The organism is Stenotrophomonas sp. S4 (genome assembly GCF_054187805.2).
Window position 1 is genome coordinate 2,431,581 of the sequence record NZ_CM196188.1, and the last position, 12,024, is coordinate 2,443,604.

The window sequence follows — 12,024 nt, forward strand, 5'->3', positions numbered from 1 at the left end:
GCCCCCAGGACACACCACACAATGCCGACGAAGACGCTGCTCCCCACCTCCACCGCAGGCAGCCTGCCCAAACCCTCCTGGCTGGCAGAGCCCGAGAAGCTCTGGTCGCCCTGGAAACTGCAGGACGAAGGCCTGATCGAGGGCAAGCAGGACGCCCTGCGCCTGTCCCTGCAGGAACAGCAGCATGCCGGCATCGATATCGTCAGTGACGGCGAGCAGACCCGCCAGCACTTCGTCACCACCTTCATCGAGCACCTCAGCGGCGTCGACTTCGAGAAGCGCGAAACCGTGCGCATCCGCAACCGCTACGATGCCAGCGTGCCGACCGTGGTCGGCGCCGTGAGTCGCCCCAGGCCGGTGTTCGTCGAGGATGCGAAGTTCCTGCGCCGCCAGACCACGCGGCCGATCAAGTGGGCGCTGCCCGGCCCGATGACGATGATCGACACGCTGTACGACGCGCACTACAAGAGCCGCGAAAAGCTGGCCTGGGAATTCGCGAAGATCCTCAACGAGGAAGCGAAGGAGCTGGAGGCTGCAGGCGTGGACATCATCCAGTTCGACGAGCCCGCCTTCAACGTATTCTTCGACGAAGTGAATGATTGGGGCGTAGCCGCACTGGAGCGTGCGATCGAAGGACTGAAGTGCGAGACCGCCGTGCACATCTGCTACGGCTACGGCATCAAGGCCAACACCGACTGGAAGCAGACGCTGGGGTCGGAATGGCGCCAGTACGAGGAGTCGTTCCCGAAGCTGCAGGCCTCCAACATCGACATCATCTCGCTGGAATGCCACAACTCCCACGTGCCGATCGACCTGATCGAGCTGGTGCGCGGCAAGAAAGTGATGGTCGGTGCCATCGACGTGGCCTCCAGCACGGTGGAGACCGCCGATGAAGTAGCCAGCACCCTGCGCAAGGCGCTGCAGTTCGTGGACGCCGACAAGCTCTACCCGAGCACCAACTGCGGCATGGCGCCGCTGGCGCGCGACGTGGCCAGGGGCAAGCTGCGCGCGCTCAGCGAAGGGGCGAGGATCGTGCGCGAGGAACTCTCGGCATAACCCCGGCAGAGGAGGCATTGCCGTTCGAATGGCGGCTTGACGGCGCCTGGCCGGGTATCGACCAGGTTCCGCCTCGCGCCTGCAGCTCCGGCCTGGCCTCCGTCGCGGGCAGTCGCGGTGCCAGCGCCTGCTTGATCCGTGCCACCTCCCCTGCCCCGGCCTCGGCCAGGCGGCGGGCCTGCTGCCGTTGCTCCGCCGAAAGTGCCGGCGACGGCGCAGCGCTCGCCTCCGGCGCTACGTCCACCAGGCGCGCCACTGCCTCGCGCAGCCGCAGCTGCGGGCAGAGCCGTGCAGCACACCAGCGTTCTGCGTAGCGCCTGGCCTGTCGCACATTCGTGGCGGCCACCACCTTGGTCTGGGACATCTTGCGTGCGTCCAGGTACACCCGGAAGCCAAGCACGGCGTGCGGCACGATGTTGGCCACCGAGCGCCCGTTCCACCACAGGTCCCAGCGCTCGCCGCTCTGCACCCAGCCGGAGGGCCGGGGGACGGTCATGTACGCGGGAAGATCGAAGGAGGAATGCATGGCCGGAAGCATACGATCGGCCGTCGCATGGGATGAGAATGCAAACGCACTCCCTCGCGGGGAGATGAATTGTTCAAGATCGCCGCATGCGATCGACATTGCACGCGTGCTGGCTACCTTTGAAAACAACCATTAATGTGACGCGTCACGGTCGACCAGGCTTTCGATCCAGTCGATGTAGCGGGACACGCGCACGTTGTAGACCACCTGCCCGTAGAAGCCCGCTTCCAGCGCATGCTCGGGCACGGCGGTGATCCAGGAACCGAGGCCCACCAGCTGCCAGGCCCCATCTTTCTTGATCAGCAGCGGGCCGCCGCTGTCGCCGTTGCCGAGCACGCCTTCAAGGGGCAGGCCCTGCGGAGGCGGATCGAACCGGTACCAGAGATAGCGCGCGTTGCCGCCGGTAATCGCGTTGTAGGCCCGCCGCAGCGTCGTACGATGCGGCCCGCCCGGCACCAGTCCAGTCGCACCGTTGCCGGTAGCGCCCTTCCCGATCAAGGCGGCGATCTGGGTAACCTCGGCGCCGCCACGATAAAGCGCCACCGGCGGCACATCGCTCACCGGCGTGGCAAGTCTGATCAGTGCGATGTCATCCGACGCCGCCAGAAACGCGTGGATTTTCGACGCACTCCCCGTTGCCATCGCTTCCCTGCCCAGCGCCTCGGGCATCCTCCGGTAGCCGGGGTGCAGGAAAACACGCTCGACGCCGTAGCCCTTCCCATCGATGGTGATGGTGGCGCCCATGCCCTCCATTGGTGCTGCATGTGCTGCGGTCAGCACCCAGCGCGGCGCGATCAGGACGCCGTGCCCCTCGCCCGGCATGTCCGCCAGTGCCGGGAACACCGATGCATCGATCTGATATCTGGCATCGTCGACATCATCGCGGATGACCACGGCGCCGGCGGCGAACGGGAGCGTGGCCAATGCCAGGAAAATCCAGCGCTTCATGATTGCTTTCATCCCTGCAGTTCAATCACAACAGCCTAGGGCATGGCTCTGCCATACGGGGAGATTGTGCGACCAATCCCCGGCGATGAGCGACGAATGCGGGGGAACGGCGGTTGAAGCCAGGCGGGCCATGCCTACCTGCGGCCCCGATAGGGCTCGCAGCCCACGCCGTCATTGTCACGATCGAGGTGCGGGCCATACCCCGGATCACCCCGTCGTACCGGCGCAGCCCCGGCGGCGCGGGCCTCCGCGCAGTTGGCAAATGCCCCGGACCCGCGCGCAGAACCGGGGACGAAACTGCTGCGCGGGGTGTCGACGTAGCGAGGTGCGGCTGGGGCGCCTCGATGGCAGTGATAGTCACCCGTTTTCCGGTTGGTGTGGCAACCCTGCTTGTCGAGGCCGCCCGGATGCGCGAGCGCATTGGCGGACAGCGCCAGTGCGAGCATCCCGGATGCAGCCAATACGATGGAATCCCGGCGTCCGGTATCCATGCCTTCCCCCTGTCAGGCAATCCTGCCAAGGGGAAGGCTAGCATGGTGTCTCGACCGCCAGGCTTGACGCTGCAGTAGCTGCCACTCAGCGCTGGTAGTCCTTCAGGAACAACCAGGTGATCAGCGTGGCATCGGGGCCCTTCGGATCGGTGAACGGCAGGCCCGACTGGCTGCCACTCCACGCATGCCCCATCCCCTGCACCACATAGTGCTGCACCAGCGTCCTGCCACCGTAGGCGTAGGTGTCCACCGTATACGCACGTCCGCCCGGCACCTGGCCGTGATAGGTGCTGGTCGGCACGTACTTCACCGAATCGTTGTCCAGGCCATCGTCAGCCAGGTCGTTGGTCTGCAGGAACTGGCGCACCGCCTGCTCACCGTTCACCGGGTTGACGGTGAGGTCGGCGCTGCCATGGAACACCAGCACCGGCAGCGGGCGCGGCGAAGGCGAACCCGAGCACTGCCAGGCCAGCCGACCGTTGCTGTCCGGTGAGTAGATGCTGCCGGCCAACAACGCGTAGGCACTGCCGGAAATGGTGGTCGCGCCCTTGAACATGCCACCAGAGTGGATGGCGCCGGCAGCGAACACATTCGAGTAGCAGGCCAGCATGATCGAGGTCATCGCACCGCCGGCAGAAATGCCGGTTACATAGACCCGGTGCGGATCAATGCTGTAGCTGGCTTTCACCTTGTCCACGATGCCGGCCAGCAGTGAGGGCTCGCCACTGTCGCGCGCCTGGTTGATCGGCAGCTGCCAGTTCCAGCAGCGTGCGGGATTGGAGGTGACGTTCTGGCGCGGATACACCACGATGAAACCCTCGCTGTCGGCGACCTCATTGAAGCCGGACGCCTCGCCCATCAGGTTCGGGCCGGTCACACAGCCATGCAGCACCAGCAGCAGCGGCAGCGGCTGGGTCGCGTCGTAGCCGGCCGGCACCCAGACCTGGTATTCGCGGGCGCCGAACAGGTTGCCGTACAGGCCGATATCCCAATGCCCTGCCGGGCCTGCGGCAAGCGCGCTGCCCGCCGTTGCCAGCCAGGTGCACAGCACCAGCGCCATCGCTTTGATCGAATCGATTCCGGATTTCATGACCAGATCCTCATGGGTGAGTCGTGGATGAAGGAGTACCGGGGAACGCGTCCGGCTGGGGGCGAGCCCAGTATCCGCATCCGGTGGCGGCTGCCGACTGGACCTAGGTCCACTCGCCGCTGCCCGATGACACCGCTAGCCTTGGCTGCAGAGGTGGCATCGGGCCATCTGCAATGGATATGCCCTGGGGAGGATCGAATGAAACGGAATTGTCTGAGCCTGATGATCGGCGCGCTGCTGGCGTCTGGCCCGGTACTGGCACAGGACGCGCCGCAGGGGGCGGCGACCGTGGGCAGGAATGCATCACCCACCAACCTGGACAGCATCAAGGTCACCGCGCGCAAGCGCGAAGAAACCCTGCAGGAAGTGCCGGTGGCGGTCACCGCGTTCACCTCCGAGGCGCTGGACCGGATGAATGTCCAGGACATCAGCGACCTGGATGGGCAGGTGCCCAACCTGACCATCTATGCGGCGCGCGGCGCCAGCAGCACGGTCACCGCCTACATCCGCGGCGTCGGCCAGTCCGACCCGACCTGGGGTGCCGATCCGGGCGTGGGCATCTACCTGGATGACGTCTATATCGCCCGCCCGCAGGGCGCGCTGCTGGATGTGTTTGATGTTTCGCGCATCGAGGTGCTGCGCGGCCCGCAGGGCACGCTGTACGGCAAGAACACCATTGGTGGTGCGATCAAGTACATCTCGCGCGGCCTGCCCACCCAGACCGAGGGCTTCGCCCAGATCACCGTGGGCAACTACAGCCAGTTGGACGCGAAGGCGGCGATCGGTGGCCCGATCGGCGGCGCCGACAGTGGCCTGCGAGCACGCGTGGCGGTGGCCAGCATGAACCACGACGGCTTCGGCGAGAACACCTTCAATGGCCAGCCGGTCAGCGACAAGCAGATCAACGCGGCGCGCCTGAACCTGGGGGCGTATGCGGGCGATGATTTCGATGTGCAGTTCGCTCTGGACTGGATCGATGACCAGTCGGGCATGCGCGGCTCGAAGATGCTGGCGCCCAACCCGTTCCTGCGCGCCTACCCGCCGATGGACAGCCGATATGACATCCGCTCGGGCATGCGCAACCTCAACAACGTGGAAACCAAGGGCGCGTCGGCCACGGTGAACTGGCGGCCGAACGACGACATCGCAGTGAAGTACGTGGTGGCCAAGCGCGAATCGGACAGTGAAGCCAACATCGATTTCGACACCACGCCGGTCAAGCTGGCCGACGTGAGCGGCACCTACAACGACAACCAGGTCAGCAACGAGGTGCAGCTGAACTACGATGCCGGGGGCCGGGTGCGCGGCGTGGTGGGCCTGTACCAGTTCAGTGGCGAGGCCGGTGGGCAGATCCAGAACAACTACTTCAGCGCGCAGTTCGCCGACAACCAGGGCAAGGTGCTGACCGACAGCATCGCGCTGTATGCGGACTGGACCTTCGACCTGACCAGCAGGCTGAAGCTGGACGTGGGCGCCCGCTACACCGATGAAGACAAGCGCGCGATCGTGCTGAACCGCCTCTACGCCGACCCGGGTTTCAGCCGGCCGGTGGCGGTGACCGCGGACTTCGACAAGAAGACCAATTTCAAGAACGTCTCGCCCAAGGTCTCGTTGGACTACCAGATCACCCCGGACATCATGGTCTACGGGCTGGCCACGCGTGGCTTCAAGTCCGGCGGCTACAACATCCGCGCCAACGCGGTGGCGGTGCCCCGCTCGGCCGAGCCGTTCGATGACGAGACCGTGGACAGCTACGAGGTCGGCAGCAAGATGGCCTTCCTCGACCAGCGGCTGTTCCTGAACCTGTCGGCCTTCTACAACAAGTACAAGGACATCCAGCTGTCGGTGTTCACCGGCCTGGATACCAATGGCGACGGCATCGATGACTCGTTCTTCGGTGATTTCACCAATGCCGGCGCCGGCACCATCAAGGGCGTGGAAGTCGAATACCAGTACCTGCCCAGCCAGCACTGGTTGATTTCCGGCAACCTGGCCTGGCTGGACACGAAGTACGACGAGTACATGGACCGCGGCATCAACGTGGCCCGGCAGATGAAGTTCACCAATGCACCGGAATTCTCGGGGGCGCTGAACGTGGAATACCGCACCGACCTGGCCAACGGCAGCAACCTGTCGGCGCGGGTGAGCTACAGCTACCAGAGCGATGTGTGGCCGACCACCGACCTGAGTCCGGTGATCCGCCAGGGCGGTTACGGACTGGTGAATGCTGGTGTGATCTGGCGGCTGGATGATGCCTGGACGCTCTCGTTGCAGGGCACCAACCTGGCCGACAAGGAATACCGCACCACCGGTTACAACATTCCGGCAGTCGGCACACTGATTGGCTTCTATGGACCGCCGCGCCAATATAGCCTCAGCGTCCGTTACGATTTCTAGCGTGCCCGTTACGATTTCCAGGAAGCCCCTGCATGACGCAGTCTTACCAAGATCTGTACTGGAACAGCACTGATGGCCTGCGCCTGCATGCGCGCGACCATGCACCAAGGGCAGGACAGGCGTCGCGCGGGACCGTGGTGTGCATTCCCGGCCTGACCCGCAATGGCGCTGATTTCGACGCGCTGGCCGACGTGCTTGCCGGCGTGGGCTGGCGCGTGATCGCCGTCGACCTGCGCGGCCGTGCCGGTTCGGAACGCGCGCAGGATCCTTCCAGCTACAACCCGCGCACCTATGCCGATGACATGGTGGCGCTGCTGCGCTCGCAGCACATCGACTCGGCGGTATTCGTCGGCACGTCGCTGGGTGTGCTTGTCACCATCACCCTGGCCTCGCGTGCCCCGCAGACCATTGCAGCGGCGGTACTGAACGATGCCGGCCCCAAGGTGCCGCGCGAGGCGCTGGCACGGATCGGCAAGTACGCCGGCAAGCCCGTGCCGCCGATGGATCTGCAGCAGGCCGCGGCCTACATGGGCACCATCGGCAAGGCGGCATTCCCGCGCTACACCGTGGAGGACTGGCGGGCCATGGCCCTGCGCACGTTCCGCCAGCGCGAAGACGGCATGCTGGAACTGGACTACGACCCGGCGGTGATCCGCACCACCCGACCGTGGGTGCTGTGGCTGCTGCGCCCCGTGCTGTGGCGTGCGGTTCGCGGGTTGACCGCACGCGTGCCGGTGCTGGTGGTGCGTGGCGCCCTGTCCGACATCCTGCCAGCCGATGTTGCCCGGCAGATGGCCGCGACATCGCCCCGCGCACGCCTGGTTGAAGTGCCGGACGTGGGCCATGCGCCGATGTTGAACGAGCCGGAGGCACGCGATGCCATCCTGGCCCTGCTGGAAGACGTGCGGTGAGCACCGCCGCATCCACCGAGGCATTGCCGGCCGCCCTGCGCCCTCTCCAGCAATGGGCGGCCGGCGAGCGGCTGGGCAGCATCACCCACGTTTCGCAGGCGCGGATCACTGCCTTCGCCGACGCCACCGGTGACCACAACTGGATCCACGTCGACCCGGTGCGTGCACAGGCGCAGCTGCCGGGTGGGCGCACCATCGCCCACGGCTTCCTGCTGCTGTCATTGACGGTGGAAGAGGATGTGGCCGCCCTGGCCGGATTTCCCGGCATCGCGCATGTGCTCAATTACGGCCTGAACAAGGTGCGCTTCCTGGCGCCGGTGCCCAGCGGCTCGGACGTACGGGTACGTTCGCAGCTGGTCTCCCTGCAGCCGCGGCAGCAGGGGCAGTGGCTGCTGACCCAGCGCAAGACCGTGGAGCTCGCTGACGATGGCGAGGTTGCAGTGATCGCCGAGCAGTTGTCACTGATCGTGGTGTCCGCCTAGCGCCGCCCTGCCCCGCTTCTCCCTACACTGGAGTGATGTTGACGCCCTCCATCGTCCTGTTCGCCTGTATTGCGTGGACCGTTCTGTTGTTTGGCGTGGCCCTGTGGGGTGAGCGCCGGGGACATCGCCTCGCACGGATCTGGCCGGTCATCTATGCGCTGTCACTGGCCGTGCATTGCACGGCCTGGACCTATTACGGGGCCGCCTCGCAGGGCGTGCAATGGGGCTTCCCGATTCCGCCGACGCTGGTCGGCATGGCGCTGATCTTTGCGTTCGGCCTGCCGTTCCTGGCACGGCTGGGGCGGTTGGCCAAGCAGCACAACAGCGCCACCATCGCCGACCTGGTGGTCGCACGGCTGCGCGCGGACCAGGGCCTGGGCATCACCATCACCCTGGTCGCGCTGTTCGGCATCATTCCCTACATCGCGCTGCAGCTCAAAGCGGTCAGCCAGGGCCTGGGGGTCCTGCTGGGCGATCGTTTCGCACCTGCCGGCTGGCAGCTGGACATGTCGTTCTGGTTCGCGCTGACGATGGCGGCGTTTACCCTGCTGTTCGGCGCACGCAAGGCATCGGCCACCGAACACAACCGCGGCATCGTGGTGGCGCTGGGCCTGGAATCGGTACTGAAGCTGGTGGCACTGCTGGCGATCGGCCTGTATGCCGGGCTGTCGGTGCACCGCGCCGGCACGCCCCTGCTGGAAAAGATGGCCCACCTGCCGCCGCCCGCAGTCATTCCGGATTACCTGACGATGGTGGCGCTGGGCGCGATTTCCGCCTTCACCCTGCCCCACCAGTTCCACGTGGGCGTGGTCGAGCTGCGAGAGTCCTCGGACCTGAAGACGGCACGCTGGCTGTTCCCGGTGTATCTGCTGCTGATCGGGCTGCCGTCGGTGCCGATGGCACTGTACGGTGCCGCGCAGCTGCCAGCGTCGGTGTCGCCGGATCTATATGTGCTGGCCCTGCCGCAGGCTGGTGGACACCACCTGTTGACGCTGGTGGCGTACCTGGGCAGCCTGAGCGCGGCCACCGGCATGATGATCCTGTCCGGGCTGACACTGTCGATCATGCTCGGCAATCACGGCGTGGGCTCGCGGCTGCTGGGCGGCATCGATGGCGGTCCTGCTGCCGGCGACCTGCGCCCGCGCGTGTTGGCCCTGCGCCGCGCCGGCATCCTCGCCGTGTTCCTGATGGCATGGCTGTACAGCAGGGCGATGAGTGATACCGAGGCGCTCAGCGACTTCGGCCTGATGTCCTTCACCGCGCTCTCGCAGCTGGCACCGGCCGTGCTGCTGGCGGTGTACCGGCCGCGCACGTCCTCACCAGCGATCATCGCCGGCATTGTGGTGGGCTCGCTGGTCTGGCTGTGGCTGGTGCTGTTGCCCATGATCGTGCCCGCTGCAACGCCGTCGACCCATCCCGACGGGCTGCACTGGCTGTCGCTGCTGTCGATGCGCCTGCAACCGGGGCATATCGCCATCAGCATGGGCGCCAGCCTGGCGGCAAACCTGATTGCCGTGGTGCTGGTGTCACGCGCGGTCCGCCCGTCGCTGCCACGCCAGCGCGATGCGGTGGCCACGGCATCGCTGCGCAAGACTGCTGGCCGCTTCCTCGGCCAGGAACGGGCCCGGCAGCTGCTCGACGGGCATGCAGGAAAGATGCTGGATGACGACCGGGTCATCGCGGTGGAACGCGAGCTGACGGCCGTGGTCGGCGCAGGCATGGCCCGGCTGCTGGTGGAGGCCGCGCGGGAGGGTGGCGCGGCGCCATTGGACGCGGTTACCCGTGCCGTGGGTGAAGCCACCCAGGTGCTGCGCTTCAACCAGCGCCTGCTGGAAGCCGCACTGGAGAACATGAGCCAGGGCATCAGCGTGGTGGATGCGCAGTTGCAGCTGGTGGCCTGGAACAGCCGCTATGCCGTCTTGTTCAAGTTCCCGCCGGAGCTGCTGCAGGTGGGCCAGCCGGTGGTCCACCTGACTGCGTGGGCGCTGGCGCAACTGGGCATCGGCGTTGCCGTTGGCGACTCGCCTGAAAAGGCATTGCAGCGTCGCGTCGCCCACATGCGGCGCGGCACGCCGCATCTGTCCGAGCGCATCTTCCCGGACGACACCATCGTGGAAATCCGCGGCAATCCGATGCCAGGCGGCGGCTATGTGGCCACCTTCACCGACGTCACCGCGTTCCGCCGGGCGGAAGATGCACTCAAGCGCAGCAATGAGACGCTGGAGCTTCGCGTGCAGGACCGCACCGCCCGGCTGGAACAGGCGGTACACGAGGCCGAGCGGGCCAACGTGGCCAAGACGCGGTTCCTCACCGCGGTCGGCCACGACCTGATCCAGCCACTGCATGCGGCCCAGTTGCTGGCCGATGCGATGTCCCAGCACATCGAGTCCGAGTTCCTGGGCAGCTTCCTGCGCCAGATCCGCGGCGCGCTGGATTCCACCGATGACCTACTGTCGGGCCTGCTCGATATTTCGCGGCTGGACGCAGGTGGCTGGGTGGTCGACCCACGCCCGTTCGCGCTGTCCACCGTGCTGGACCCGCTTGCGCAGGAGTTCGCCGTGCTGGCGGCCGCACGTGGCCTGCAGTTCGGTTATGTACCGACCCGTGCCTGGGTGCACAGCGACCCGCTGCTGCTGCGCCGGGTGCTGCAGAACTTCCTGGCCAATGCCATCCGCTACACCCATCGTGGCGGCGTACTACTGGGCGTGCGGCGGCAGGGCAACGCACTGCTGATTGGCGTGCATGACAGCGGCCCCGGCATCGTGCCGGAGCAGCAGGCGATCGTGTTCGAGGAATTCCATCGCGGTGATCGCAGCAATGGCCAAGGGCTTGGCCTGGGCCTGGCCATCGCGCACCGCATCGCCGGACTGCTGGATGCGCCGCTGCACCTGCAGAGTATCCCTGGCCGCGGCTCGGCATTCTCCATCCAGGTGCTACGGGCTGCTCCGCCAGCCGCACCGTGCGCCCTGCCGGCGGTGGCGGGGAGCAGCACGCTGAAGGGCGTCCGCGTGCTGGTGGTCGACAACGATCGGGACGCGCTGGCGGCGATGCGGCAACTGCTGACGTCCTGGGGCTGCGATGTCACCGCAGTGGGCGATGCTGCATCGATCGGGCCGTCAGCGGCTGAGGCGGCACTCTGGCTGTTCGACTATCACCTCGATGGGGAGGATACGGGCGTGGCGGTCTGGAAGCGGCTGGTGGCCGTGCACGGGCAGCGGCCGACCGTGATCCTCAGTGCCGATACCGGCAGCGATACCCGCGAAGCGGTACGCGAAGCCGGGCTTTCGTTGTTGAGCAAGCCCTTCAAGCCGTTGGCATTACGCTGGGCGATCAACCATCTGTTGGCGACGAAGGGTGCGGCCGCGACCCGAAGATTCAGGCGTCCTGGGACCCTTCAAGCTGCCGCGATGGATCGGCCAACCCCATCTCGTGCAGTACGCGGATGGCCTGCGCACGATTGCGCACCCCCAGCCGTTCCATGATGCGCGTCATGTGCGCCTTGACCGTGCGCAGCTGCACGCCCAGGCGGTCGGCGATCTGCTTGTTGAGCAGGCCTTCGGCCACCAGGCTCAGCACCTTGTACTGGTGCGCGGACAGGCTGGCCAGCCGCGCGGCGAGATCCGCATCCCTGCTGAAAGGAACTACCCTCGCCACCGGCTCGCGCAGCAATGCCGGAATCCAACGTTCGCCTTCCAGCACGGAATGCAGCGCGGACTGCAGCTCGCTCAATCCCGAACTCTTGGGCAGATAGCCGGCGGCACCCAGATCGAGGGCACGGCGGATCACCTGCGGCTCTTCATTAGCCGAGACGATGATGATCGCCAGGCCGGGCTGCAATGCACGCAGGGTCGCCAATCCGGCAAGCCCGTGATTGCCGGGCATGTGCAGGTCCAGCAGCATCAGGTCGACCGGCTGGCGTTCGAGTGTTTCCAGCACGCTGTCCAGCGAATCGGCTTCGCTGATCTGAAGGTCGGCGACGGCCTCTTCGGCCGCGCGATGCAGCGCGGCGCGGAACAAGGGGTGGTCATCGGCGATAAGCAGGCTTGGCATGTCAAGGCGAGATTAGCAAATCACGCGGGCGTGGACAGGGGACCTAGGTACGCTGGCGCGGTACGCATGGATG

Annotated in this window: 10 protein-coding genes; 5 read left to right on the forward strand and 5 right to left on the reverse strand. The window is 66.2% G+C overall.

Going from position 1 to position 12,024, the window contains the following annotated elements:
* Positions 1-21: 21 nt before the first annotated feature.
* Positions 22-1,056, forward strand: coding sequence for a methionine synthase (locus tag ACUZUJ_RS11385; RefSeq protein ID WP_049445137.1), 1,035 nt, complete (start codon positions 22-24; stop codon positions 1,054-1,056).
* Here ACUZUJ_RS11385 and ACUZUJ_RS11390 read toward each other — a convergent pair.
* The 4 genes from ACUZUJ_RS11390 to ACUZUJ_RS11405 form a co-directional block, all read right to left on the reverse strand.
* Positions 1,013-1,681: a hypothetical protein gene (locus ACUZUJ_RS11390; RefSeq protein WP_080347514.1), complete on the reverse strand. Its 669-nt coding sequence runs from the start codon at positions 1,679-1,681 to the stop codon at positions 1,013-1,015. The genes ACUZUJ_RS11385 and ACUZUJ_RS11390 overlap by 44 nt on opposite strands.
* Before the next feature lie 33 nt (positions 1,682-1,714).
* On the reverse strand, positions 1,715-2,530 hold the full coding sequence (locus tag ACUZUJ_RS11395; protein ID WP_101766408.1) for a S1 family peptidase: 816 nt from the start codon (positions 2,528-2,530) through the stop codon (positions 1,715-1,717).
* Between the two features lie 134 nt (positions 2,531-2,664).
* Positions 2,665-3,021 (reverse strand): excalibur calcium-binding domain-containing protein, encoded by a 357-nt coding sequence (locus ACUZUJ_RS11400; RefSeq protein ID WP_152682146.1) that lies wholly within the window; start codon positions 3,019-3,021, stop codon positions 2,665-2,667.
* 85 nt (positions 3,022-3,106) lie between these two features.
* Positions 3,107-4,111 carry an extracellular catalytic domain type 1 short-chain-length polyhydroxyalkanoate depolymerase gene (locus ACUZUJ_RS11405; protein WP_049445131.1) on the reverse strand — a complete coding sequence of 335 codons (1,005 nt, stop codon included), beginning with the start codon at positions 4,109-4,111 and terminating at the stop codon, positions 3,107-3,109.
* Positions 4,112-4,309: 198 nt separating this feature from the next.
* Between ACUZUJ_RS11405 and ACUZUJ_RS11410 the strand changes: the two genes are divergently transcribed.
* Genes ACUZUJ_RS11410 through ACUZUJ_RS11425 form a run of 4 tightly spaced genes read left to right on the forward strand, consistent with a single transcriptional unit; the run spans position 4,310 to position 11,383 of the window.
* On the forward strand, positions 4,310-6,508 hold the full coding sequence (locus tag ACUZUJ_RS11410; RefSeq protein WP_233490761.1) for a TonB-dependent receptor: 2,199 nt from the start codon (positions 4,310-4,312) through the stop codon (positions 6,506-6,508).
* A gap of 32 nt (positions 6,509-6,540) precedes the next feature.
* Entirely contained in the window at positions 6,541-7,419 is an 879-nt protein-coding gene (locus ACUZUJ_RS11415; protein ID WP_458220018.1) for an alpha/beta fold hydrolase, read from the forward strand.
* Positions 7,416-7,901, forward strand: coding sequence for a MaoC family dehydratase (locus tag ACUZUJ_RS11420; protein WP_049445123.1), 486 nt, complete (start codon positions 7,416-7,418; stop codon positions 7,899-7,901). The genes ACUZUJ_RS11415 and ACUZUJ_RS11420 overlap by 4 nt, the downstream gene beginning before the upstream one ends.
* 35 nt (positions 7,902-7,936) lie before the next feature.
* On the forward strand, positions 7,937-11,383 hold the full coding sequence (locus ACUZUJ_RS11425; RefSeq protein WP_458220019.1) for a hybrid sensor histidine kinase/response regulator: 3,447 nt from the start codon (positions 7,937-7,939) through the stop codon (positions 11,381-11,383).
* On the opposite strand, the gene ACUZUJ_RS11430 is transcribed toward ACUZUJ_RS11425, so the two are convergent.
* On the reverse strand, positions 11,277-11,951 hold the full coding sequence (locus ACUZUJ_RS11430) for a response regulator transcription factor (protein ID WP_049445118.1): 675 nt from the start codon (positions 11,949-11,951) through the stop codon (positions 11,277-11,279). The two genes, ACUZUJ_RS11425 and ACUZUJ_RS11430, sit on opposite strands and share 107 nt — an antisense overlap.
* Positions 11,952-12,024: the final 73 nt, after the last annotated feature.